This is a genomic window from Bacillus sp. FSL R10-2201 (assembly GCF_038008665.1).
Classification (GTDB): domain Bacteria; phylum Bacillota; class Bacilli; order Bacillales; family Bacillaceae_G; genus Bacillus_A; species Bacillus_A mycoides.
This window is the reverse complement of the sequence record NZ_JBBOZP010000001.1, coordinates 3,154,939-3,181,029: the sequence shown is the minus strand read 5'-3', so window position 1 is coordinate 3,181,029 and position 26,091 is coordinate 3,154,939. Positions and strand designations below refer to the sequence as shown.

Sequence of the window (26,091 nt, the reverse complement as noted above, 5' to 3'; positions counted from 1 at the left end):
GGAGGCTGATTGGATTAGCCTCCTTTTATTATTGTTGCTATAATTAAGCTATGAGAATATAGGAATTGAGGCGAACATCATGAAATACAAAGTAATACTATTCGACGTAGACGATACATTATTAGATTTCCCTAAAACAGAAAGAAACGCATTACATAACGCGTTTGTACAATTTGGCATGCCTACAGGGTATAATGATTATCTTGCAAGTTATAAAGAGATTAGTAATGGATTATGGAGAGATTTAGAGAATAAAATGATTACGCTAAGTGAATTAGCGGTAGATCGATTTAGACAATTATTTGCTCTTCATACTCTAGAAGTAGATGCGCAGCAATTTAGTGATGTATACCTTGAAAACTTAGGAAAAGAAGTACATCTTATAGATGGTGCAGTGCAATTATGTGAGAACCTTCAAGATTGCAAGTTAGGTATCATTACGAATGGATACACAAAAGTGCAACAATCGAGAATTGGAAATTCGCCTTTATGTAACTTCTTTGATCATATTATTATTTCTGAAGAGGTCGGCCATCAAAAACCAGCGCGTGAGATTTTTGATTATGCTTTTGAGAAGTTTGGGATTACTGATAAATCAAGTGTACTAATGGTTGGAGATTCGCTAACTTCTGATATGAAAGGCGGAGAAGATTACGGTATTGATACGTGTTGGTATAATCCGAGTTTAAAAGAGAATACGACGAGTGTTAAGCCGACTTATGAAGTGGAGAACCTGCTACAAATTTTAGAAATTGTGGAAGTGGCGGAAGAAAAGGTAGTCTCATTTTAATCTTGTTAAGATTTGTCGAATAGTTGATATATTGTAAGTTACGGTAGATGTATTTGAAAATCGTGCATATAATTTCATATACTAAGATATGAGACAAAAAAGATGGCACCAAGTCAAAACAATTTTACTGAAAGAAAACAGAAATAACACAAAATAATATATTTAGCTGTTTGTAATTGGTCATTACAAACAGCTAAAAAAAACGATTGCCTCTTAGGATCCAAGCAATCGTTTTTTTATTTTTTTCGGAGATGAAATTTGTATTTTTATACCCTATCTCCATCAAGTTTAAAAAATGTTTGTTCCCCAGTAATGAAAAAAATGAATTTAATTCTCATAAATAACTGTAAAGTGGTAAAAATTTCGTTTTGGGTGTAATTCAAAATCTTAAGTTAATGGGCATGGAGTGGAACCCTTTCCTTGTTTAGACCGGATATCCGCCTGTTGGCGGTGGCCAAGCACTAAATAATCTGCGAATCAGCACAATTTCTCCTAAATGGTAGGAGTTATGAGATGCAATATTCCGTAGAACACCGCCAGGGGTTTCACCAGGCCATTCCTTCAATGTTTTGTCCAATTGAACAGTTTGGGCGATCGTGCATGCCTGTTCAATCCCTTGAAGAAAATACTGAATAATCTGTTGCCACTCTTCCTCACTGCCAGGGCATTCTTCTTCAGGCCAGCTCTCTTTTACATGGGCAGGCAATGTAGGCTTCTTCCCCTGAGCGGATAATAAGAGAAAATCTTGCCAATAGGTCATGTGTTTCACTAATTGATAAATAGAATAAGGCAGTTCCTCTCTGCGTTTTCCCGCAAGCGCCACGTCTATATCCGATAAAGCATTCTTGATGGGAAGATGTCCTCGTTCTCCTCTTAACGATTTTACTAATGCCTGGCTAAACGCTTTATTTGATTGCTCCATAATAACTGACTCCCATCCTGTTTTATTTTCTAATTTGCTGATGTTATGATTCCGTCTTTTTTATATGTACTAAATAAATTATAGAAGCTTTACGACTATTAAGAGAAAGTAAAATAAGGCAAGAATCACTGAATTCTTAACGTACAGGAAATCGTAGGTTTTTATTTGATTAGTACCTTAATGTACAATTGTATTAACAGATAAATCAAAGGTTCGAATGACAACATTCAGGTCTGCGTTAATGTCAGCCACTTTTGATTTTAGCTTTTCCGATCCCTCCTGAATTTTATCCAATTGATTTTATTGTGAATGAACTATGAGTTGATTATAATAATTAGAGTGAACTCTAAGTCAAGAAAAAAATAATAAAAGGATAGTTATTCTATTATGAGGGAGTTCGCGAAGCAAAAATAGCGCTACTATACTAAGGTCTTTCACGTGTTATAATGCGATAATTAAATATTCATATATACATAGTTTCTCAGAGTGATGCGATGTCATGTATGAGCTGTGTAACAACTAGAGGTGAGTGAAGGATGTTAACGTTTTTATTTGAGTTAGACAAGGCTATCCCGCAGAAGGATGAGCCACGGTATGCCGCTTATGCAAATGGCTTTATTGAAGGGGATTTAACAATTCGCGTGAGTGACAGCGTATTTTTTCAGAAGTCATGCATGAAGGTTGCAGAGCTTGGCATTTATTTAGGACAGTGGATGGAACAAGTGCAACATGGGCAGAAAGAACAATTGAATTATGAAACGAGTGACCGTGAGGAAGTAATTCTCGGATTCGTATATGAAGAGGAAGGTCAGTGGAGAGTTTTTTCCAGTTGGCAGCAATTTGAACTTCAAGAGCGTATATCAACTACAACATTAGTAGAGAGCGTTCAACGCTATTTATATGAGCTAAATAAGGAACTGCGCGCGATAGGATATCCTGTGACGTTTGATCAGTACTTAAGAGGAGAGCGAATGATGCAGCTTTCTTATAAACGACTGTGTGATAGTAAAGCGGATACGACTTCGATAGAGGTTTACAATGGAAGCGAAGGAGTAGGCGCAGTACGGGGCTATTATAAAAATACGTTGATGAAAGTGCTAGACTTCATTCCGAAAGTCGGTAGTAATATCATTTATGAAATAAAGGATAGTAAGAACAATATTCGCGTCATTGCAAAGGATGTAAGTAGGCAGCGTCAAAGAAGGATTTTAGTAACGTACATCGATAATAATGATGCAGAGCATGAAATACTTGTATGTGACGGAAAGTTATTAGATGCAAATTTCTTATTTACTTTTACATATAAGACAGAAGAATATGTTGTTCACAAAACTTCAATTGGGCTTGGAAAATTATTACGAAACGGCTATGTAATCGCAGATTGGAATATTCGTCTTGAGGAAGATATGTATTATATCGAGATGGATGTATATGATGAGGATTATATAGAGGATCAATACTTACTGTTAGGTGTATTTCATGCTGTTTTGTATGGGTGATAAAGTGAAACTTTAATCAGTGGGGGTCTTATTGCCCGTAAATAGTGGGATAAATGAGAAGTACCGGTATTCTTCATGGAAAGAATACTGGTATTTTTTATGTGGTTCTGGAAAAAGTACGGTATTTTCGTTGCAACATACTGGTCGCTTTGATGAATGTAGTGATAAAAACCATAAAAAATAGGCGTATCAAGCAAAGTGTTGATACACCTTAAAACTACATTGTTAAACAACATGCGTCGTCTAGTATATCTTTAATTACTTTAGATTCAGTATTATATATTAAACTTGGTGCCCTTTATTAATCCTCAAAAATAAAAACCTCATCAATCGTACTATGAAGTGCTCTCGCTATATCATGAGCAAGCTGTAAGGAAGGGTTATACTTTCCTTTTTCGAGATGGCTAATCGTTTCACGACGTACACCAACTTTTTTCGCTAAATCTTCCTGCGTCATATGTACTTTGGCGCGGTATTCTTTTATCTTCGTTACGAACGCCATGGTGCATCTTCCATTTCATCAACTGGTTTATCGTAAAAGAAGGTAGAGAATCCGAATGTAAGAATGAGTGTGCTGAAAATAAGAGCAATATCAATCTCTTGTAGTGTAGGATTCGGAAATAACATTTCAATAAAGATAATGATAGCGGTAGTTAATAACGTAACGATAAAGGCGTTGAGGCAAGATTTATTGACGATTTGTTCAAATAGTTCATCGTGTTGAACTTTTCTATACGTCGTGAAAAAGGAGAAGAAACAGAACATAGTAAACAATCCTTTTTCATAAAAAAATCCGAGAAACCCAAAGAAACCGAGAAATCCTAAATATTTTATCCAAGTCGTTTTCATGATAGATTCTCCTTTCGATGTTAGAAATAAAGTGAAACTTTAATCAGTGGGGGGTGTTCATCCCCCACTGATTATTAGCCTTCACCAATCGGGCGTTTACGGGCAGCAGGGCTCCCACCTAACTTCTTTGCTCCAGCCGAATTTTGAGGTGGGAGTCTTACTGCCAGTTAATGCGGGATAAATCACTATATGTTATAAATATATCACATATGGAAATTCATAGTAATAATAGTTTTGCGATTTATTTCATAATAATAGTAAAAAAGGTTAAATATTCTGTAAAATAAAAAGGGAAATATCGTAAAATGGATGTAAGGAGGGGGAGGACGAAATGTTAACTGGGATAATGATCGTTATATTACTTGTAGTTATTACTGTAATTGGAACGGTGTTAATTGGGCGAAATGGTGATGCGAATTATAGTAAAGCGACAAAAGGAAATATTAAACGACTTACGATGATTTATATAATACTAGCCGTTGTTTTAATCGTTGGATTAGGAATTTATATTTATTTTAAAGGTTAAAAAAACTGAAAAATGTAAAAATCTAAAAATATAAGTATGCTATAATATTAATATAGTTAATTGGTAATTAAGGAAAGGATTGGATGTAATGATCGAAATTTTGAATGTGTCAAAAAGTTATAATGGATCTACCTATGCAGTAAAAGATTTAAGTTTATCTGTACCGAGTGGAGAAATATTTGGGTTTTTAGGACCGAATGGTGCGGGTAAATCAACGACAATTAAGATGATTACTGGTATTCATGGGGTGGACAAAGGAACCATTACAATCAACGGTAAAGATATTATGAAAAATCCGATGGAAGCGAAGAAAACATTTGGCTATGTTCCAGATAGCCCGGATATGTTTTTACGATTAAAAGGGATTGAATATTTAAACTTTATGGCTGATATGTATGAAGTACCGAAGGAAGTAAGACAAGAACGAATAGAGTCATTAGCGAAGAAGTTTGATCTGTACAATGCTTTATCTGATCAAATTCAAAGTTATTCACACGGTATGAGACAAAAGATTGTTATTATCGGTGTGCTCGTACATGAACCAGATGTGTGGATTTTAGATGAACCGTTAACAGGTCTTGATCCGAAATCTGCATATATTTTAAAAGAAATGATGAGAGAACATGCAGATAAAGGGAAGATTGTATTTTTCTCGACACACGTATTAGAAGTAGCTGAAAAAATATGTGACCGCGTCGCGATTATTAATAAGGGAAATCTTCAGTTTAAAGGGAATTTAAATGAAATGAGAGATCATTTTGAATCCAATGAATCACTTGAAAAAATGTTCTTGGAGATGACGGGCAATGAGTAAAATTTTGACGTTAACGAAAGTATTATTGAAATTAAATTATGCAGATTTCATAACAGATAAAAAGAAAAGATGGGCGTATTTATTTTCATTTGCAGCCATTTTATTTGTAGGTTTTTTAATATTTGGTTCGATGACCCATGGAATATATGAAGGAATGATACACCTCGGACAGGATCCAGGAATTGTTATTGCGATGGGATTAGCAGTTGCTAGTATATGGGTATTTTTGATGAGTATTATGAACATTTTAACAGTGTTTTACTATAGTAATGATGTTGAAATGTTGCTACCGTTACCGTTAAAACCAGCGCAAATTATTTCGGCAAAGTTCTTTACAGTGTTAATTACACAATATGTAATGAGCTCGTTTATTTTATTGCCTATCTTTATTACTTACGGTTTAAAGAGTGGTGCTTTCATTACATATTACATTTATATGATTGTCATTTACTTATTCTTCCCGATCATTCCGCTAGTTTTAGCTTCGTTAATTATGACAATTATTATGAGGTATACGAATATAGCGAAAAATAAAGATCGAGGAAGTATATTTATTGGAATCGTAAGTATACTATTTATCGTCGGAATCAATGTATTTATGCAATGGAGAAATAAAAGTGCAGTATCTGGAGCTGGAGATTCAGTTGCGAATTATCTTACAAATAATCAATCCTCCCTTTTCATACAAATGACAAATTATTTTCCAACTACATATTTTGGTGCAATGGGATTAGTAGAAAATGCATCGTGGAAGGGAATATTATACGTACTAATATACATTCTTATTTCTATCGCATTTTTCGGTTTGTTTTATTACATTGCAGAGCGTACATATTTAAAAGGGGTTATTGGACTTTCAACGAGTACAGCAAAGAAAGAGGTAATTTCAGCAGAAGGTTTACAGAAATCAACAGTACAAAGTTCTCATTTAAAAGCATATGTGAAAAAAGAATTTAAAACGTTATTCCGTACGCCACAATTTTTCTTAAATTGTATTGTGCAAACTTTCGTTATGCCAATTATGCTGTTCTTTGTTTTGTTTGTACAAGATGGAAATTTAAAATGGATTACGGAATATATTGATAATCCAGAATCAGCAGGTTTCGCAATTGGTGTTGGCCTTTGTGCATCCTTATTTTTAATGGGGAGTAACGTTATTGCAACAACGTCATTCTCACGAGATGGAAGCTCTTGGTTTGTGAATCGTTACTTACCAGTAAAGGCTTCGGATATCTTTTTTGCGAAAGCGATAACGGCCTGGTTAATTAATGTAGTCATTTTAGGAGTATTCGGTATTACAATGGCATTTGTAGCAGGTATTTCGCCAGTCTTCATGATACTTTGGTTCTTACTAAGTGCGAACGGTTTATTGTTAATTAATTTAATCGGTACACGCTGGGATGCACAAACTGCAGATATTCATTGGGATACAGAACAGAAATTATTTAAAAGTCGATATACAACTTTGTGGAATTTTTTAGCTAATATTTTAATAGCTTTAGTTATTGTAGCGGGTGTAAGTGTATTATACTTCTTCCTTCAAGTAGGACTTTGGATTATGTTTATCGTTTTATTTGTAATGTTTACGATTGTAAATTATATCTTTATTAAAATTTTAAAATTAGGCGCTGAGCGTATATTGTCAAATATTAATTAAAAAGGTAGATCCTCTGTATTCGTGCAGGGGATTTATCCATAGATGGAGGAGAAAAGGTGAAGAAAATAGCAATTGTAACAGGGGCAACTCGTCTGAATGGAATTGGTGCAGCTGTATGCAAGGTGCTTGCTCAAAATGGGATAGACATTTTTTTCACGTACTGGCCTCGGTATGATAAAGCGATGCCATGGGGAATGAATGATCAAGAGCCCTTTTTGTTGAAAAAGGAAATTGAAAGTTACGGCGTTCGATGTGAAATGGCAGAAATCAACTTATCGCAGTCTTATTCGCCTAATCGTGTATTGTATATGGTATCAGAACGTTTAGGGGATCCATCTATTCTTATTAATAATGCGGCGTATTCTACTCCTACGAAAATTAAAGAGTTAGATGTAGAACAGCTAGATAAACATTATACGGTTAATGTTCGTGCTCCTATGCTATTAAGTTCATTATTTATTAAACATTTTTCACTTAAAACGAGTGGAAGTATTATAAATCTTACTTCTGGGCAGTCATTAGGCCCGATGCCAGATGAACTAGCATACGTAGCAACAAAGGGAGCAATAGAAGCATTTACAAAGTCAGTTGCACCAGTTGCTATGGAGAAGGGGATTACAGTCAATGCTGTTGATCCAGGACCAACGAATACAGGATGGATTACAGAGGAATTACAGCATCATTTAGTATGGAAATTCCCGCAAGGAAGAGTTGGAGAACCGGTGGATGCGGCACGCTTAATTGCTTTTTTAGTAAGTGAAGAAGCGAAGTGGGTTACTGGGCAAGTCATTCATTCGAACGGTGGTTATTCATAAAAATATTATGTTGACAAGTGTTGAGAAATAAAAAAATTAGTAATTATTTTGTTTTTTGTATAAATAAAATGTCAAGAAAGATAAAAAATTGATAGGGGAGTATGTTGTCATTTGTAGATTGTAAATCTTCATGTGACAACATACTCTTTTTCTTTTGCTACAGAGGAGGAAAATGTAGTAGAAAAAACTCGAATATTAAAATGAATTTATCGTTTTTTGTACGTATTATTATGAAGATTACTGTCGGAAAGATGGTGATTCGTATGAAAAGGGATTTTTTAAGGGGAAATAGAATCGTAAAGAGAAGGATAAAATTGTAAACATAGGGGGATTTTTATGAAAATGAAAAAGGTCGCTATCGCATCAGTAGCAATTGGTACAATGCTTACAATGGCAGCTTGTAGTACCTCCACAGATAAAGATGCAGCGAAGAAGGATCAGGCAACTGCACAAAATGAAGAGCAATCGAAAACGACAAGTGCAGATGAAGCGTCAAAAACAACAAAAGATACTGAAAAAGACACAAATACTTCTTCGAATGAAAAAACAGATAAGGATGCAAAAAATACAAAGGAATCATCAGGAACAGAAAGTAACGGCAAAACAACAAAAGAAAAAGAAACGACAGGAAAAACGAATGATCAAACTACTAGCGGAAAAACAACAGATCAAAGTACAAGTACAAACAACAACGGAAAAACAACAGATCAAAGTACAAGTACAAACAATAACGGAAAAACAACGAAAGATCCGAAGAAAAGCGTCGCTGTGAAAACAAATGTAAAAGAAGTCGTTACATTAATTGAAAGCTTGGACAAGCAATTAGCTGCAAATCCTAAATTAGAAACAGTTAATAAACTTGGAAAACAAATTAATGAGAAGTGGGATGTCATTGAAAAAGAGTTAGAAGCATCACATCCGACTGAATATAAAACAATTGGCCAAAGTATGTATCCGTTAATTGTAGGAGCGGAGAAAGAAAAGATCGATATTAATAAAATGAAGTCATTAACGACGAAAACGAAAAAAGATTTAAATCAATTATTAACGAAGCTTTCATAGTTTCAAAAGCCTACTCGTGTGAGTAGGCCTTTTTAGTTTGTTGTACATTCTCGTTGGGTGTTAAGAAATAAAGACTTCATTTAAAAGGAACATCACAATGATAAAAAAGAGTGATAACTATTAAAGATATTTTTTGATAGGGAGTCATATAAAACGCTCCCTTGTATTTATATTTGCAATTTAGTAGTTTTTAAAGTTCATTATTTTCTACAAAAATTTCATTTTGTAGAAAAGGAGAATGAATTGAGATGTACGATAAAGAGGAAGTTTATGATGAAGAAATTGCACCAGTATCGCAGAAAATCCTAGAAATATGTAAACGAGAAGAACTTCCAATGGTCGCACAATTTTATTTAGCGGAAGAGACTCCATACAGTGGCTGTTCAACCATTATATTGTTCGTCAGCAATTGTTCAGGGAGAACATAATGAAGAAGAAGGCATTCAGCAGTTACAATCAATTGCTCAAATTATGAAATACGGAACAAATGGACCACCAGTAGTAATGACGGCAATGATTCGAAAATAAAAAAGCAGCTAACAAAAGCTAGCTGCCCGACTCTCCAAGGGGGAACAAGGAGAAAATCTAATGTCATGTATAGTATTGACGGAATATTGAATTTTATTCAAGGGGGGCTTATTTTTAAATGTAATTTAGGGTTGGTTCCAGAAAAGTGACATACCACAAAAATATAAAATTATTAAAAGGACAATTACTATGAAAGAAATTAAAGAAACTTTCTTCCATAAATTTTTCATCAGTAGACCTCCTTTATGAAGAATATTAACACGTTTCCAGAATCTGACCCAAATAATCCTTTTACTCAAAAAAAAATCGCTTGTATACTAAGAGGCAATCTTTTTTGAGTTGTTTGTAATGGCTAATTACAGGTTTTAAATGCTATTTAGTGTTATCTCTACTTTCCAAAACCTGCTCCATATTATTAGTCGCCCATTCCATCATTAAAAGGATAATTGGACGTAATGACTCGCCAAGTTCAGTTAACGAATATTCTACTTTAGGAGGTACTTCACGATATACCTCCCGATGTACGATGCCATCTGCTTCAAGTTCTCTAAGTTGAAGTGTTAGCATTCTTTGGGTGATATTAGGTTTTAATCTTTTTAATTCATTAAATCGTTTCTTACCATCTAATAAATGATAAAGAATAACACCTTTCCATTTCCCGCCAATAACCTCGACGATAGCTTCTACTGGACAAGAATATTTATTTAAAAATGGATAATTTACATCATCTTCTTTTGAACTAATCATAAAAAGACTCTCCCTTAACAATAGTATCTTTTTTGATACTATAGCACATAAATGTGCGTACTTGTATCATTGTTACTTTAAAAATATAATTTGGTTAAATAATAATTTAATGAAAAGGGGATCTTTTATGACTAACACAAAACAAAATACAAAACAAAAAATTATTGAGGCTTTTAACTTTAGACATGCATGTAAAGAATTTGATCCTATGAAGAAAATTTCAGAAGATGATTTTAAATTTATTTTAGAAACAGGAAGATTATCTCCTTCTTCTTTTGGATATGAGCCTTGGAAATTTATTGTGGTTCAAAATAAAGAATTAAGAGAAAAACTATTACCATATTCATGGGGAGCAGGTGGGCAGCTTTCAACAGCAAGTCATTTTGTCATTGTTCTTTCAAGAAACATCAAAGATATGCACTATGATGCAGAGTATATTCAGCACATGATGAAAGATATTATTGGATTGCCTGAAGAAGCCCAAAAAATGAGATATGAATTCTTCAAAAAATTCCAAGAATCGGATTTTAAATTGTTAGACTCCGAACGTGCTGTATTTGATTGGTCATCAAAGCAATCTTATATTGCTTTAGCTAATATGATGACTAGTGCAGCTCAAATCGGTATTGATTCTTGTCCAATGGAAGGATTCGATAAAGAAAAAGTAGATTCTTTACTTCGTCAAGAAGGAATTTTAAAAGATGATAATCTTGAGGTATCAGTTATGGTTGCATTTGGATACCGTAAAGGAGAACCAAAATTTAATAAAACAAGACAAACTATGGATACTATTGTTGAATGGATTTAATAAGATAAATTTGTATCCATATAACGAAAAAAACGCTACCCTTTCTATAGAAAGGATAGCGTTTTTTTATGTCTGTTTTTAAATTTAGCGAGAATGCTTTGTGAATAGTTGAAGTGCTTTTTCAGGTACATAGAATTTCTCGTTGCTTTCTACAACGATGCCTCCTAATTCATAATCTTTCCCACCAATATATATAATGCTTTTATTAACAAACAATTTGGCCTCCGTATTATTGCGTTTTACTACAAGCACCGGGTTTCGTGCATCTTTTTTGTCAATCGTTACAGTTGCACCAATTTGTTTAAAGGATGTTTCAGCATCTAAGAATAATTTCTTAGATAATTCTCCTAATTGAAAGCCCATTGCTTTGGCCATTATTTTCGCAATGTCTGTATTTTGGACTAAACCGTATGGCTTTTGAGGACCGTAAGAGTATAAGAATACATCTTCACCCGTATGACCACCAGTTGTAAAACCGATGTTCGCACGGTTGGCCAATAATTTAGTAAGGATTGGACCTACATCAGTTTTCTTTTGTGCAGCTTTTAACAGCTCTTTTTCATTATCAGTTAGGTCGTCTAAACCGTAAAGTGCAGCGACCTCTTTTATATTAGATAAATCATCTTTTAGTTTATTTGTAGCACCTTCAAGTGTCATTTTCGCCTTTTTCAGTGGGGCAATGTAAGCTGATACTGGTGTAGTATCATAGCCTTTTGTGGTATTGCTGTTACCAATGGAAATACCGCTATTACCATGATCCGCTAAAGCAATGACCATAGTGTTACCGTCTTTCTTCGCAAATTCTAATGCTTCTGTAACTGCATCATCAAATGCCAATACATCGCTAATCATCCCGATTGGATCATTTGCATGTGCTGCCCAATCTGCCTTACTACCTTCTACAAATAAGAAGAAACCATCTTTATCTTTTGATAATGTTTGAATTGCTTTTCTCGTCATCTGGGAAAGAGTTGGCTGCTTAGGATTGGTTATTCTACGATCCATATCGAACGCAAGGGCAGTATTAGAGAAAGAACCCCAGATTTTATTTAATTTGGAGTTTAATAACGCATCTTTTGTTTCGACAAAGTCGTACCCTTTGTCTTGAATCACTTTTACTAAATCTTCGTTGTCTTTACGAATTCCGTTGCTTGTCGTAGGCTGAAGTGCTGCTTTTCCACCACCTAATACAACTTCTATATTTTGATACACTTGCTGTTCACCAAGTACTTCGAAATCTTTACGGTTAACGTGGTGGGCAGAGAAACTAGCCGGAGTAGCATGTTGAATTTCTGATGTAGCAATGATTCCTGTCGCGCGGCCGGAACGTTTTGCGCCTTCTAAGACGTTGGCAACTGGACGAAACTTGCATTCTTCTTTCACTGGTTCTAAGCCAGGTGAATTCACAACAGAAGGTAATACGCCCACGTAGCCTGAATTTGATTTATTTCCTGTCGCTAAAGCTGTGGCTGCTGGTGCAGAGTCCGTAATAGCCGATTCTGCTGAGTATGTACGAACACCTCCGGATACAATTTGATCTAGCGCAAGAGGTGAACCTTTGTACCACCGGGCTAATGTTGTAGCAGAAGAACTTGTCCCATCTATAACCATGAAAATCACATTTTTAGGTTGCTTTCCTGCTTTTTTTACCTCAGCTTTTACCTCATTATCGTTCATTATGATTCCTGTTGCTAATGTAAATAGTGCTACCGTTCCCGCTAATGTTAGTCCCATTATTTTTTTTCGAAGAGTAGTCATTGTGGTTCCTCCATAGGTCGTTTTCGATATCCCAATCTAACGTTCGTATGTAAACAAGATTTATTATTAGTAGTACCCCATTGCAACGAAACTAACAATAACGATTGAGTCAAAATGTTGGGCACAAAAAGTTAAATTAAAGCTATTTCTTCAGCAAAATATTCTCTTCATATAAAACCTCTTTGCACCCTTAGTTACACGGTCTTTCCTATAAAAAGAATCTTCTCTTTATTTTATGGGAAACATTTAAAAAAGGATGGTGGGGACATGACAATTGATCGAGTTTGTACAATTGGGCCAGCGAGTAATAATGAAGAAACGTTAGCGCAGTTAATAAACAATGGTATGAAAATTGTTCGGTTAAATTTATCACATGGTACGCATGAAAGTCATAAAGACATCATTCGTTTAGTAAAATCGTTAGACGATTCTATTAAAATTCTAGGGGATGTACAAGGTCCTAAAATAAGATTGGGTGAAATGAAAGAAGAACAAATTACACTTGAAGCAGGGGAGTTATTTACTTTATATACCAATCCAGTGCAAGGGAATAAAGAAGAAGCAAGTGTTGATTATGTGGGGATTGCGAATGACGTAAAAGTTGGAAGTAGAATTCTTATTAATGATGGAGAAGTTGAGTTAATCGTTGAAAAGATAAGTTCGGAAAAAATAGAAACAAGAATAAAAACAGGTGGCAATATTTCCTCTCATAAAGGGGTGAACTTACCAGGTACAATTGTTAGTTTGCCAGCTATTACGGAGAAAGATAAAAAAGATATTCAATTTCTTCTAGAAGAGGAAGTTGATTTTATTGCGTGTTCTTTCGTTCGAAAACCTAGTCATATAAAGGAAATACGAAGTTTTATACATGAACATAAAGAAACTTCCCCAAATTTAATTGCAAAAATAGAAACGATGGAAGCAATCGAGAATTTTCAAGACATATGCAAAGAAGCGGATGGCATTATGATCGCAAGGGGAGATTTAGGTGTGGAATTGCCGTATCAATTTATTCCACTGTTACAAAAAATGATGATTCGTGAGTGCAATCGAACGAATACATATGTCATTACAGCGACACAAATGCTTCAATCTATGGTAGATCATTCTATTCCTACAAGAGCTGAGGTGACAGATGTATTTCAAGCTGTACTGGACGGGACGAATGCTGTTATGCTTTCTGCTGAAAGTGCGTCAGGAGATCATCCAATCGAAAGTGTGAAAACGTTACGTCTCGTTTCTGAATTCGCTGAGCATGTAAAAAAAGACGGTCCTTTTGCGATGAAAGATGTATTGGAATTGCTGCATAAGTCTCTTTAGTTTATATAGAAGGATTTATCTCTCATCCTAAAAACGTACGGAAAGGAATCAGGATAGGAGGTGCTATTTTAGTATTTACTTACAGATTGAAAGGTGGCATTCCAGCTGCCTATATGAAAGAACCATTATGGAACATGGAGGTCTTTCGGAAATCTAAAGAAGGATTTTAAATTAATTAATCCAATTATCTCATTTAAAATATGTTCATTCCTATTCATAAATGATATCCTTATAGTTGAATACTTTTGCTGAATCAGCAAGAATTTGTTGTTCTTTCTGTATGAATTCAACTTTTTTATGGAAAGATATGTTAGTAAGTGTGCAATTTGAACGTTTTATTTTTTAGAGTATGATAGGAGGAGAATGAATATGGAAGCAATTGAAGTAGGCGAAATTTTTAGTCTTACCGATGAGAATAATGAAGAACAGGAAGTTGAAGTGCTTGGAGCGATGGATGTCGAAGGTGCAGAATACATTGCGGTTGCCTTTGTAGAAGACATTCAAACAGAAACTGAGGAAGACATTGATATCTTCTTTTTAAAAGTAGAAGAAGATAATGAATTCTCATACATAGAGAATGACGAGGAATTTGAAAAAGTATCTGCGGCGTTCGAGAAGATTATGGACGAGCAAGAACAAGAATAATAATAAAAAGAGTTAGAAAAAAGAGGGAGATGCATATCTGCCCTCTTTTTTTATATGGTTGAAAATTACATTTATAGAAATCAATAATTATATTATGTAAACTGAATGACTCTTTATTTATGCACTAGAAAAACCACCCGAATGAGGGTGGCGCTTATTATATATAGTTATTAAATGTGTTATTTTCCAAGGAAGAGAGGGGAATCTTCACTTCAGTACCTTCCTTCATATTACGCAATACAACTGTTTCTGTAGATAGTTCCTCTTCACCAATTATTAGCACATACGGGATATTTTCTTTATTTGCATAATTAAGGGCACGTTTCAATTTACGTCCGGCTAGTTCAAGTTCGACTTTTAAGGAAGTAGTAGAACGTAATTGCTGGGCAATTTGTAAGCATTGTAATTCTGTCCCGAGTGGGATGATAAATAAATCCGCTGTAGATGATATGGTTTCTTTCTGTGATAGTGCTGTATAAATAACGTCTAAACCGAATGAAATACCGACTGTTGGATAGTTCATATTATCACCACGGAATGCTCCGATAATATTATCGTATCGACCACCGCTACCGATGCTAGATGTAATCGTGCCATCTTTTAGAAAGATTTCATACACAGTGCCTGTATACATTGTGAGTCCTCTTGCTAAAAACGGATTGAATATCGTATTTTCATTTATTCCGAGAGCGAGTAAGTATTGCTGTAGTTGTTGCAATTCGTTTACTCCATCGGCGACAAGTGTATTATTGAAAGTGTCTTTAAAGTCGGCTATAGGGAGCTTTAGGCAAGATAAAACAGTATTACATATTGTATCGGACATTTCTACAGTAATCCCGCGCTCCAATACATCTTTTCGTACACCATCAATCCCAATCTTTTCAATTTTATCCAATGATAAAATTACGTCACTCGTTAGTTCAGTAGGGATGTTAATAGACTGGAGAATACCGTTTAACAATTTTCGGTTATTATATTGGATCGTTACTTCTAAGTTTAACGTTCGGAACAGCTCAAACGCCATGCTCATGAGTTCAGCTTCCGCCATGACTGATTCTACACCGACTATATCAACGTCACATTGAATGAACTCACGGAATCTTCCTTGTTTAATTGGCCCATCTCGAAATACTTTCCCAATTTCATAGCGTTTAAAGGGTAGGCGGATGTTCGGATTCATCGCCACGACTTTTGCGAATGGAATTGTTAAATCATAACGTAAGGCAAGATCGCGTTTTCCTTGATCCTTAAGTGTATATATTTCTTTTAAAATTTCATCGCCACCACCGTACTTGTAAGACATAAGCTCATACATATTTAACGTTGGTGTCTCTAAAGGTTTACAGCCATAACGTTCAAACGTATCTTCACAAGCTCTTTTAATTTTATTTCGTAGTACTTGTTCCTCTGGTAAATAGTCTTTTGTCCCTTTTACATTTTTCATTTCCACCATAATCACTCCTCTTTTAAATTAAAAAAAGCTATGCGGGTATAAAAATACCCACATAGCTTTATGAACGCTTCGTGGGTCAACAGGAAAAGCCCTGTACCCACGAAGAAAAATTTTTCTTCGGATACACGGCGTTACGTATGATGATGAAGTTGGAAAGACGTATTGAAAGTACACATATGAAATCTCTCCTTAATAAGTTTTTTACAAAGTATAACAAATGATTTTTGAAATATCAATATTTTCAGTTTTGAGAGAAACATATTAATTTTACAGTACCTACAGAATGTTTTCCGTTCGTGCCATTTTAATTGCTTCTTCACGGTTGTTGACACCAAGCTTTGAGTAGAGATTTGAACAGTAATTCCGAATCGTTCCCTCCGATAAAAGCAGTTTAACGGCAATTGATTTGTAGCGTAGCCCGTTTGATAGATGCTCTAAAATTTCCATTTCGCGTTTTGTAAGTCCGTACGGGTAAGTTTGTTTAGTCAATCTGATTTTTTCTAATTGCTCACGTTGACGTTTCATTTCCTCAAAAACTCGCGTAGCAACCGATTGGTCAATCCAAGTTCCTCCGTTATAAATAAGTTTCAAAACTTCGTTCATTTCCTGTGGATGAATAGATTTCAACATGTATCCTTCAGCGCCATGCTCTAGTGCAGTTGCTGCTTGTAAGGAATCTTCAAACGTTGTCATAAGAACAATCTTCATATTAGGCCACCGTTGTTTCATTTCAAGTAAAGCTTCAATACCATTCATTTCTGGCATTTGAATATCCATTAGTACAATGTCAGGCTGTAACTGTTCACACTGTTCTAATGCTTTAAGTCCGTCTTGTGCTTTACCAACAACAGTAAAATTCGCGTGTTGTTCTAAAACTTGCTCTAAACTATTCGTAATAAGTGCCTGATCATCGACCACCAATAAGCGGATTGTGTCATGTACAAGCTCTATTTGCAATGGAATATTACAAATGATGAATGTTCCTTGCTCAGCACTAGAATGAACCGATAATGTACCGTGAAATTGTTCAAGTCGCTCCTTCATTCCACTGAGTCCAAAGCCAAATTGAATTTCTTCCATTCCAATACCGTTATCTTCAATTTGTAATCGAAGCTGTTGTCCATCGAAATGCAATTGAACAGATATAGCGCTCGCTTTGCCGTGTCGAACCGCGTTTGTTAAAGATTCTTGAAGGCAACGATATAAACAAAAACTGATTTTTTGGATAACGAGAGTTTCACTACCAATTACACGGAATGTAACGGTTGTACCTGTTGATTTCATAAAGTCTTTTGTTAATTGTTGCAACGATTCACTTAATAAGTTGTTTAATGGATTATGAGATAGCTCGTGTAGATGTTTTCGGATGTCATCTAAACTATGCTGGGCAATACCGATAAGTGAATCAATCTTTTTAAACTGTGAATCTGGTACTGATGATCGTAGTGATTCGACACCGACGATGAGCGAGGTAAGCGTATGACCAATCGTGTCATATAGCTCATGTGACAGCCGATTACGCTCTTCTATAAGGGTAAGCTCCTCAATCCTCTTAATATGTTGTTCTAGCAATAGCTTTTGCTCTTCAATAATTTGAGATTGCTTATGATACTGAATTAGTATATTAAAAGCAATGCCAATGGCAAAACCAAGACTGCAACTAACGATAAGCTCGTATGGAAGGCGGTGGGCAATCCAAGCGTTCAATGCTGGAAATACGAATCCGCAAAAAATACCAGTCCATATATAATTTTTTTGGTTGCTACATAAACCAATAACGATTACGAGTAGAACGAAAGACCAAAGTAATTTCGGAGCTACGTATGCTAAATAAAGATAGAAGCAGCCCGCGGCGATAATATCGACTGCAGGGTACCAGCCTTTTTTTTTATAACGGATCATTAATGGAACAAGATAAACGACGAAAGCAAGAGAAAGCACAATCAAAACTGACGTATTAATTAATGGTGGAAATATAAAATTAGCACCGATAATAACGAATAGCCAAAACGTTCGTACTAATATAAATATCCAATCGTACCAAAACCATTTTTTTGTGAATGAGAACATAAATTATGCACACCTACTTGTATTTTTGGAGTAATTATCTAGCGATTCAGACTTATCATGTAACATAACTTTCAATTCGTCAATAGAAAGAAGGGGAGAAGATTAGAAGCACAGTCTGTAAAGTATGTCATATGAGACAGTTGACAATTTATCACATGAATCATGTGACAGACTTGCGGACAGTGTCATGAAAAAATTAAATCATTTCGTCACTATTCTATTTAACAATATCGGAGTTAAGGTGAGTGTGTGAAGCAATAGAAAAATTCAAAACAATAGGAGCGATGCATTATGAAATCATTCATCATTAAAAAAGGAACTGCACTTACCTTAACAGCAACTATATTAGTTGGAGCGCTAGCAATACCTTCTTATGGAAACATACAAGCGGTGAATAAAAAGACATCAACCGAGCAAGCTGTCGATAAAGCTGCCGATACGAAAAATATTCCAGGGGTCATTGTTACTGTGAAAAATGGAGAGGCAAGTTGGTCATATGCTTCAGGTGAAGGGAATATTGAGAGAAATCATAAAGTAGATGCTGATTCTGCTTTTAGAATCGGGAGCACAACGAAGTCGTTTGTGGCTACAGTAATGTTGCAGCTTGCGGGAGAGAAGAAGCTAAGTCTTGATGATACGGTAGAGAAATGGTTGCCAGGACTTATAAAAGGGAAAGGCTATGATGGTAACAAAATTACAATTCGTCAATTATTAAATCATACAAGCGGAATTGCAGATTACTTGACTCCAGATCTTAAAGCGAAATTAATAGAGAATCCAAGTGAGAATTATAGATCGGAACAATTAATTTCCCGTGCCTTAGAATTAGAACCGGTAAAAGGCTGGTCATACTCGAATACGAATATGGTTATTGTAGGATTGATTATTCAGAAGATAACAGGGGAATCATATGCCGAGCAGATAAAAAAACGAATTATTGAACCTCTTAGTTTAAAAGAAACGGTCCTTCCTGGAAGTTCGATGGATATTCCGAAAAAAAATGCCCGTGGCTACTTGAATACGGGAGATAAATTAGTAGATATTACTTTGTTTAATCCATCATTTGCTAATGCTAGTGGTGAAATGATTTCGACAGGAGAAGATATGACAACGTTCTTCCATGCCTTATTAAGTGGTAAACTACTGACACCGGAGATACAGAAGGAAATGGTGACTAACACAGTTGATACCCCATTAGGAAAGTATGGGCTTGGCATTCACGCAACAAAATTGCCAGACGGTACTGAAGTATGGGGACATGGTGGTGGTATTCCTGGTTTTACTAACTTTGCTGGTGGAACGGAAGATGGTCAACATGTTATCTCGATAAACATTAATGTATTAGGAGCGGAAAAACAGATTAGCAATATTTTAGCTTCAGAATTTGCAGCAAAATCAAAAAAGGAACCTACGGATAAGGAAAAGAAAAGTAAGCATAGAGAAGAAGTTAAATACGTAATGGATCGAGTAGTAACGAATAAAAAAATCCCAAGTGTTATAGCTGGCGGATTAAAGGATGGAAAACGGTGGTCTTACGCTACAGGGACGGCAAGTTATGAAATACCACGCCCAGTGGAACCGAATTTTTCATTCCGTATCGGAAGTATCACTAAGGCATTCACAGCTTCTGTTGTACTGCAATTGGCTGAAGAGAAACAATTAAACCTTGATGATTCAGTCGAAAAATGGTTGCCAGGAGTCGTACAGGGTAACGGATATGATGGAAATAAAATTACAATTCGTCAGTTGTTGAATCATACAAGTGGAATTGCAACCAATATAGATAAGGATATGCGAGATTTTACACTGCCCCAAAACCCATTTCGTTACTATAGTACCGATGAACTTATCAGTTTAGCACTTGCAAAGCCGCCTGTATTTGCACCAGGGGAGGGCTGGGACTATTCGAACACAAATACTGTTATAGCTGGGAAGATTATTCAAAAGGTAACAGGAGATACGTATGCGAAGCAAATTAGAAAAAGATTCATTGAGCCACTGGGGTTAAAAGAGACATTCGTAATGGAAGCAAGTTCGCACATACCAGGTGAACATGCTAATGGGTATAATATGGACAGATCGGGTCGTTTATATGATTTGACAGAAATAAATCAGTCATGGGCGAATGCAGCTGGAGATATGGTTTCAACAGTGAAAGATTTGACTACCTTCTTCAGTGCACTGTTGGGCGGAAAGCTTCTAAATCAAGAGCTAATGGATCAGATGTTCAAAACAGTAGATTCACCTATAGGTAAGGTTGGACTAGGAATTTATGAAGAAAAAACACCGGACGGACAATCATATTGGGGGCATGCTGGTGGGACTTATGGATTTGAAACGAGGGTCGGTGGACCAATTGGAGGAGAGCATATTTTAGTAACTGCTATCAATGCAGTAGGTCCGGAGGTTATTGAGGGGAGGGATAAAATATTTAATAATGAGTTTGGACGTTAAATGTAAAACCGACATCAAGCCTTTTATTTGAAGGTGAGAGTCGGTTTTCTTTTTGCTCTCTTAGTACCTTTAAGTTGAGGATGTTTAGAGTCAAAATCTAATAATTAAAGTTTTAATTTAAATTGAACAATATGTGAAGTTTTGTAGGAGAATTTGAAAAGGTGTATAATAAAAGGAAAATTAATGATATGAAATAAATTTCTATGTATTAAAAGGAGAGCGTCATGAAAAAAGATAAAACAAATGCGATGCGAATATTAGATAAAGAAAAAATTGAATATTCGATGATGTCATATGATCCGGACGATGGGAAAATTGATGGCGTATCAGTTGCTGGGAAAATTGGTAGAGAAGTGAGAGAAGTATATAAAACACTTGTCGCTCAAGGGAATAGTAAGGATTATCATGTGTTCATTATCCCAGTAGATGAGGAACTAAATTTAAAAGCAGCCGCAAAGGCGGTCGGTGAAAAGAAGATAGAAATGATCCCTGTTAAAGATATTACGAAAGTTTCAGGGTATATTCGCGGTGGTTGTTCACCAGTAGGAATGAAGAAATTATTTTCTACATGTATTGATGAAAGTGCCCAATCACTTGAAACAATCATTGTAAGCGGCGGGAAAATCGGCGTGCAAATTGAGCTTAAAGTTGAAGATTTGATGAAAGTGACGAGAGCGCAGTTTGGAGAAGTAACGAAATAAATAGTGAAATTAAAAGGGATATAGAATCCTTACATATTTGAAAAAAGAAGTGCTAGTAAACCAGTGAATTTGAAATACAATCCTTATTAAGGCTTACTTTCTAAAGAACACTTTAATTTAAATCCCACAGCATATTTATAATATGTTGTGGGATTTTTCTATTTGAACCTCTAAAATTGAACAACTTCATTATTTTTAAAATAACGTGTATTGAAGGGAAAAGATAAAACTTTTAGTAGGTATAACGTTATATCACTTCAAAGAGAACTCATTGTACGCCATATTTTTGATAAATGAACTAATTATAGTTTAGTACATGGATTTCAAGTTTTAACGTTTTAATACATCGAAAAACAATTATTTTCATTTTTATACTATTAAAAAACGAACATTTTTATAGATTTAAATAAAAATGTTCATATTTTTGTTGTTTATTCACTAATAGTTTGTTATATTATCAATATAATAATTTTAAATAACATCACTCGTATATACTCGGTAATATGGTCCGAGCGTTTCTACCTAGTTCCCAATGAAAGAACTGGACTACGGGTTAAAGTATTCGGTCGTTCGGTGTATTGAGCCGCTACCGTTCTATAATTTAGCAATGGCCTTATCTTTTGCTTAATTAACTTTGACTACCGTAGTTCTAGAAAGTAGAGATTTTTCTACAATTTCTAGAGCTTTTTTCTTTGGACCAAAACATCGAGTATAGAAAACAACAAGAGAAAGAGGAGATTATTTATGAAGAAGAATACGTTGAAAAAATGTGCTGCCCTAGTAACTACTGTTGCATTGTCATTCTCAATACTTGCGGGATGTAATGCGGGTCCAAAACAAGTTGAGGCAAAAAGTAATCAAAAACCAATCTTAATTCAAGGTCCAATGCCAATAGAAGCTGAAAAATTTGCAAAAAGGTTAAAAAATGTGAAAGAAGAAAAATTTGGAACTTTTACCTTTTATAAAGGAACTGTAGACAATTATCCTGTAATCGTTGCGAAAACAGGTAAAGGAATGGAAAATACAGCAGCCGCTACAGCAGTGGCTATTGAAAAATATAAGCCTATAGCGATTATTAACCAAGGAACATCAGGTGGACATGATCCTAATTTAAACGTATTTGATATTGTTTTAGGAAAACAAGTCGCGAATATAGGGTCATTAAAAACAACAAATATGGATGAGAACCAAGGGATTGAACCGGCAAAATGGATATCTATGGACTTAATGGCTTCTGAAGGAAGTGCAGGAGAAGATCCAAATGCTGAGAAAATCCGATACTATGAGGGAGATAAGGATTTACTTGCAGCAGCTAATGCAGTGAAAGATAAATATACAAAAGGTAAAGTGGTGGAAGGTACTATAGGTTCAGCAGACGTTTGGAATAATGAAGTTGATAGAATTAAATGGTTCCATACAAAATACGGTACATCTGTAGAAGAAATGGAAGGTGCAGCAGCAGCGCAAATCGCAAAAGCTTATGACGTACCATTCTTAGGGATTCGCGTATTATCTAACAATAAAACAAACGGCGGAAAATACAACCCAAATACCGCAGCGGCAAATCAAGAATATGTATATGAAGTAGTTAAAAAGTATATAGATTCGATACCAAATAAATAGTAGTAGTTCTGTCTCAATATAAAAATGTTATCATTACTGCACAATGTGTTGTGAACTCAGAATTACCAAAGTTTCTTTAATTAAAATAGATTGGTGCCTTACATGGTATCCAATCTATTTTTGTACTTATTCTACAGAGGAAGAAGGGTTTTACACAAAAAATAAAGACAGTTATAGAAAAAAGAAAAGTCGAACGATTTATCAAATATGCATAATTGCATAAAAAAATTGAAATTTATAAGTTAACATTAAACTACTTTTTAATTGTAAAGAATATTTTAATAATCTTTACTAGAGAAGGATATTCCTTGTGAAAAGTAGATAAACAAAAAGTGTGGAAATAATACAGACTCAATAGAGTTTTGTATTAAATAAAAAGAAAAGGATGGGTATGGCTTTCTAAAAGTTTTTGGGAGCTAGAAAGCATTTTTTAGTTAATAGCTTCAAATTATATTTTAAAGGGGAAATGGGTATATGAAGTTTAGAAATACAAGGCTTGCTATGGTTACACTATCTTCATTTTTTATTTTAGGTACTGCATCTCTATCATTCACAGATATCATACACGGTGAAGTAGCTTCTGCATCACCACAAGAGATTATTGTAAAAAGCTATGACGATACATATTATAATAATGCAATAGGAAAAATGGGTTTAGAATTAAAGAAGGAACTTCATAATATTATTGATGATCATACAAAGTTATCATACAGTGCGGTTTGGGAAGCACTAAGAGATACTGATGAAGATCCAAATAATAAAAACAATGTGCTACTCTTATATACTGGGCGTTCGCAAGGGAAACTTACGAATGGTTCAGGAGTTGATAATTGGAACCGAGAGCATGTTTGGGCAAAATCTCACGGTGATTTTGGAACGACTGCAGGAGCTGGAACAGATTTGCATCATTTAAGAGCGACGGATGTATCTGTAAATAGCTCACGTGGAAATCTGGATTTTGATAATGGTGGTGTGAATCATTCAGAAGCGACAGAATGTAAGTACGATAGTGATTCTTGGGAACCTCGTGATAGTGTAAAAGGAGATATCGCTAGAATGCTATTTTACATGGCTGTTCGTTATGAAGGAGACAACGGCGAAATAGACTTAGAATTAAATGAAAAGGTGAATAACAATAAAGATCCATACATGGGTAAACTATCCGTTTTACTAAAATGGAATGAACAAGACCCTGTCGATGATTTAGAGCGAAAGCGTAATGAAGTGATTTTTACGAAATATCAACATAATCGTAATCCTTTTATTGATCATCCAGAATGGGTAAATAAAATTTGGAATTAAAATATTTAAAGGTATTTTGCTTTGAGAGAAGGGATTGATCACTATGATCAATCCCTGTTTATATCTATACTAGAATAAGTGATTTTTATAGGATTGGAGAATAGAATAGATATTTTATTAAGTTAAGTATAATATGATTCTTTTAATACGGTCCCCACTCAATATTCACGCCAACAATAAGAAAAATAAGTCCAATGATAAACCAAATGAATGCAAGTGGAGCCATGAAGCGAATCCATTTTCCATAAGAAATGCCGCTCGCTGCGAGAACGCCCATTAAAACACCGGAAGTTGGATTGAGGCAGTTCACTACACCTTCTCCAAGCATAACAGCCTGTACTGTAACTTGGCGTGTAATATGCATGAAATCGGCTAATGGAGCTAATATCGGAATGAAAATAACAGATTCTCCTGTCCCGGATGAAATGAGGAAATGTAATGCGGCACTACTTACATACATGCCGAGAACGCCAAATACAGGGCTATGTCCTTCGAGAGACTGTGCGAGTTGATTAACGATTGTATCAAGTAATTTGCCTTGTTCTAAAATGACTGAAATACAACGAGCCATTCCGACGATCAAAGCACCGTATATGAGATTTTGGCAGCCTGCTAGAAAAGTAGAAGCGATATCGTTTGCTTTCATACCACCTATTATTCCCGCTGTAATTGCTATGAATATAAAAGTAGCGGTCATTTCTGCGTCCGTCCAATGTAGACGAAAAGCGCCTATTAAAAATGCAATTAATGATAAAGCTGAAACGAGTAAAATTAATTTATGACGTATTGTCCAAGGAACTTCTGTTTTCTCTGTTTCTTTCTCACTTGAAAGAGCATTACTTGGAAACCAGTTATCTCCGAGTATGCTTCCTTTATTCGATTTTTTTAAGCGTTTTACATACCAATTAATATACAAAATGGTAGCAATTAAAAAAGAGATATAAATTGCCGTACGTAAACCAATTCCTGAAAACATCGGGAGTTCTGCGATTTTTTGTGAAATGCCTAAAGGTGAGGGAGATAAAATAGTAGCATTAAAACCAGCATAAGTGCCTAAATAAATAATTGCTACGCCGACGATAGCGTCCCATTTTAATGTGCGTGCAACGATGATGCCGATGGGGATAAAGCCGATAACTGAGTTCACGATAATACCAGTCGTTCCGAGAATAGAAAAGAGTGCGGCGACAATACAAATGAAAAGTAATTGCTGATTCCGAAATTTGTTAATTACATGATAGATTAAACCGTCAAGAGCACCTGTTTTTTCAAGAATTGCAATGGCTCCACCTGTAAATAAAATTAAGAAGATGATAGGAGCAGCAAGTGTCATTCCTTTTTCAATAGCGGTAAAAAAAGAAACAAACCCTACCGGCGATTGTGGAACAGAATGATAACTTCCTGGTATTGTCGTTGTAACAGTACCGTTTGTGACTCTTTTAAATTCTCCAGCAGGAACGAAATATGTAGCTATTGCACAAAGTAAAGCAATAAAAAATAGTAGTACGTACGCGTCAGGCATTTTAAACTTTCGTTTACTAGGCTGTTTTTTTGCCTCGGTCTGTAATTGCATAAAACCCCTCCTTTTTCACTTGGTTAATTTTTAATATTCTGAAATTTATCTGTGAAATAGATTATAATAAAGGTGGCTTCTTAAGGCAATAGTTTTTCTGTCCTTTTCTTACACATACAAATTGTTGCAACATTAGACAGGGAAACGAAAAAAATCCAAGAATATGTAATATAAA

Annotated in this window: 23 protein-coding genes and 1 riboswitch; of the genes, 15 read left to right on the top strand and 8 right to left on the bottom strand. The window is 35.1% G+C overall.

The features are described 5' to 3' along the window. Positions 1 to 79: 79 nt before the first annotated feature. Positions 80 to 790, top strand: coding sequence for a YjjG family noncanonical pyrimidine nucleotidase (locus tag NSQ69_RS16415; protein WP_002128295.1), 711 nt, complete (start codon positions 80 to 82; stop codon positions 788 to 790). A gap of 424 nt (positions 791 to 1,214) precedes the next feature. Here the strand turns inward: NSQ69_RS16415 and NSQ69_RS16410 are convergent, their stop codons facing one another. Further along, positions 1,215 to 1,712 (bottom strand): DinB family protein, encoded by a 498-nt coding sequence (locus NSQ69_RS16410; protein WP_341099504.1) that lies wholly within the window; start codon positions 1,710 to 1,712, stop codon positions 1,215 to 1,217. Between the two features lie 536 nt (positions 1,713 to 2,248). On the opposite strand from NSQ69_RS16410, the gene NSQ69_RS16405 reads away from it, so the two are divergent. After that, positions 2,249 to 3,211: a tubby C-terminal domain-like protein gene (locus NSQ69_RS16405; protein WP_341099503.1), complete on the top strand. Its 963-nt coding sequence runs from the start codon at positions 2,249 to 2,251 to the stop codon at positions 3,209 to 3,211. A 301-nt stretch (positions 3,212 to 3,512) separates the two neighbouring features. On the opposite strand, the gene NSQ69_RS16400 is transcribed toward NSQ69_RS16405, so the two are convergent. Beyond that, the gene (locus tag NSQ69_RS16400; RefSeq protein WP_002084410.1) at positions 3,513 to 3,713 is read right to left on the bottom strand and encodes a helix-turn-helix transcriptional regulator; all 201 of its coding nucleotides are present in this window, start codon (positions 3,711 to 3,713) and stop codon (positions 3,513 to 3,515) included. Beyond that, entirely contained in the window at positions 3,701 to 4,060 is a 360-nt protein-coding gene (locus tag NSQ69_RS16395) for a DUF3796 domain-containing protein (RefSeq protein ID WP_197236402.1), read from the bottom strand. Before NSQ69_RS16395 ends, NSQ69_RS16400 begins: the two co-directional genes overlap by 13 nt. A gap of 331 nt (positions 4,061 to 4,391) precedes the next feature. On the opposite strand from NSQ69_RS16395, the gene NSQ69_RS16390 reads away from it, so the two are divergent. The 6 genes from NSQ69_RS16390 (at position 4,392) to NSQ69_RS16365 (ending at position 9,462) form a co-directional block, all read left to right on the top strand. Beyond that, positions 4,392 to 4,586: a hypothetical protein gene (locus NSQ69_RS16390; protein WP_002128286.1), complete on the top strand. Its 195-nt coding sequence runs from the start codon at positions 4,392 to 4,394 to the stop codon at positions 4,584 to 4,586. Between the two features lie 88 nt (positions 4,587 to 4,674). Next, on the top strand, positions 4,675 to 5,400 hold the full coding sequence (locus tag NSQ69_RS16385; RefSeq protein ID WP_002033261.1) for an ABC transporter ATP-binding protein: 726 nt from the start codon (positions 4,675 to 4,677) through the stop codon (positions 5,398 to 5,400). Further along, positions 5,393 to 7,057, top strand: a complete 1,665-nt coding sequence (locus tag NSQ69_RS16380; protein ID WP_002128285.1) for a putative ABC transporter permease subunit — start codon at positions 5,393 to 5,395, stop codon at positions 7,055 to 7,057. Before NSQ69_RS16385 ends, NSQ69_RS16380 begins: the two co-directional genes overlap by 8 nt. A gap of 56 nt (positions 7,058 to 7,113) precedes the next feature. Continuing rightward, the gene (locus tag NSQ69_RS16375) at positions 7,114 to 7,872 is read left to right on the top strand and encodes an SDR family oxidoreductase (RefSeq protein WP_063226515.1); all 759 of its coding nucleotides are present in this window, start codon (positions 7,114 to 7,116) and stop codon (positions 7,870 to 7,872) included. A 336-nt stretch (positions 7,873 to 8,208) separates the two neighbouring features. Beyond that, a complete protein-coding gene (locus tag NSQ69_RS16370) occupies positions 8,209 to 8,934 on the top strand; it encodes a hypothetical protein (protein ID WP_002185367.1) in 726 nt (241 codons plus the stop codon). Between the two features lie 375 nt (positions 8,935 to 9,309). Next, positions 9,310 to 9,462 (top strand): hypothetical protein, encoded by a 153-nt coding sequence (locus NSQ69_RS16365; protein ID WP_002128281.1) that lies wholly within the window; start codon positions 9,310 to 9,312, stop codon positions 9,460 to 9,462. A 372-nt stretch (positions 9,463 to 9,834) separates the two neighbouring features. On the opposite strand, the gene NSQ69_RS16360 is transcribed toward NSQ69_RS16365, so the two are convergent. Next, complete coding sequence (locus NSQ69_RS16360) at positions 9,835 to 10,209, bottom strand: winged helix-turn-helix transcriptional regulator (RefSeq protein WP_078185441.1); 375 nt, start codon at positions 10,207 to 10,209, stop codon at positions 9,835 to 9,837. 127 nt (positions 10,210 to 10,336) lie between these two features. Between NSQ69_RS16360 and NSQ69_RS16355 the strand changes: the two genes are divergently transcribed. Continuing rightward, the gene (locus NSQ69_RS16355; RefSeq protein ID WP_078422367.1) at positions 10,337 to 11,017 is read left to right on the top strand and encodes an NAD(P)H-dependent oxidoreductase; all 681 of its coding nucleotides are present in this window, start codon (positions 10,337 to 10,339) and stop codon (positions 11,015 to 11,017) included. A gap of 84 nt (positions 11,018 to 11,101) precedes the next feature. On the opposite strand, the gene NSQ69_RS16350 is transcribed toward NSQ69_RS16355, so the two are convergent. Continuing rightward, positions 11,102 to 12,775, bottom strand: a complete 1,674-nt coding sequence (locus tag NSQ69_RS16350) for an alkaline phosphatase (protein ID WP_002167962.1) — start codon at positions 12,773 to 12,775, stop codon at positions 11,102 to 11,104. Positions 12,776 to 13,042: 267 nt separating this feature from the next. Between NSQ69_RS16350 and NSQ69_RS16345 the strand changes: the two genes are divergently transcribed. Continuing rightward, positions 13,043 to 14,095 carry a pyruvate kinase gene (locus tag NSQ69_RS16345; RefSeq protein WP_078203903.1) on the top strand — a complete coding sequence of 351 codons (1,053 nt, stop codon included), beginning with the start codon at positions 13,043 to 13,045 and terminating at the stop codon, positions 14,093 to 14,095. 363 nt (positions 14,096 to 14,458) lie between these two features. Beyond that, the gene (locus NSQ69_RS16340) at positions 14,459 to 14,740 is read left to right on the top strand and encodes a DUF1292 domain-containing protein (protein ID WP_002013967.1); all 282 of its coding nucleotides are present in this window, start codon (positions 14,459 to 14,461) and stop codon (positions 14,738 to 14,740) included. A gap of 157 nt (positions 14,741 to 14,897) precedes the next feature. Here the strand turns inward: NSQ69_RS16340 and NSQ69_RS16335 are convergent, their stop codons facing one another. Together NSQ69_RS16335 and NSQ69_RS16330 are read right to left on the bottom strand one after the other, a co-directional pair. Further along, positions 14,898 to 16,193 carry a histidine--tRNA ligase gene (locus NSQ69_RS16335; RefSeq protein ID WP_002128272.1) on the bottom strand — a complete coding sequence of 432 codons (1,296 nt, stop codon included), beginning with the start codon at positions 16,191 to 16,193 and terminating at the stop codon, positions 14,898 to 14,900. A gap of 276 nt (positions 16,194 to 16,469) precedes the next feature. Further along, complete coding sequence (locus tag NSQ69_RS16330; RefSeq protein ID WP_341099501.1) at positions 16,470 to 18,263, bottom strand: hybrid sensor histidine kinase/response regulator transcription factor; 1,794 nt, start codon at positions 18,261 to 18,263, stop codon at positions 16,470 to 16,472. 291 nt (positions 18,264 to 18,554) lie between these two features. On the opposite strand from NSQ69_RS16330, the gene NSQ69_RS16325 reads away from it, so the two are divergent. The 4 genes from NSQ69_RS16325 to NSQ69_RS16310 all read left to right on the top strand — a co-directional run bounded on the left by NSQ69_RS16325 (position 18,555) and on the right by NSQ69_RS16310 (position 24,343). Continuing rightward, positions 18,555 to 20,717, top strand: coding sequence for a serine hydrolase domain-containing protein (locus NSQ69_RS16325; protein ID WP_002033276.1), 2,163 nt, complete (start codon positions 18,555 to 18,557; stop codon positions 20,715 to 20,717). A gap of 224 nt (positions 20,718 to 20,941) precedes the next feature. Then, positions 20,942 to 21,418, top strand: a complete 477-nt coding sequence (gene ybaK, locus NSQ69_RS16320; protein ID WP_002167967.1) for a Cys-tRNA(Pro) deacylase — start codon at positions 20,942 to 20,944, stop codon at positions 21,416 to 21,418. Positions 21,419 to 21,883: 465 nt separating this feature from the next. Continuing rightward, positions 21,884 to 21,987: riboswitch (purine riboswitch) on the top strand. A gap of 175 nt (positions 21,988 to 22,162) precedes the next feature. Further along, entirely contained in the window at positions 22,163 to 23,041 is an 879-nt protein-coding gene (locus NSQ69_RS16315) for a 5'-methylthioadenosine/S-adenosylhomocysteine nucleosidase (RefSeq protein WP_341099500.1), read from the top strand. A gap of 474 nt (positions 23,042 to 23,515) precedes the next feature. Continuing rightward, complete coding sequence (locus NSQ69_RS16310) at positions 23,516 to 24,343, top strand: endonuclease I family protein (RefSeq protein WP_002033283.1); 828 nt, start codon at positions 23,516 to 23,518, stop codon at positions 24,341 to 24,343. A 142-nt stretch (positions 24,344 to 24,485) separates the two neighbouring features. On the opposite strand, the gene NSQ69_RS16305 is transcribed toward NSQ69_RS16310, so the two are convergent. Next, entirely contained in the window at positions 24,486 to 25,916 is a 1,431-nt protein-coding gene (locus NSQ69_RS16305; protein WP_002013955.1) for a YfcC family protein, read from the bottom strand. Positions 25,917 to 26,091: the final 175 nt, after the last annotated feature.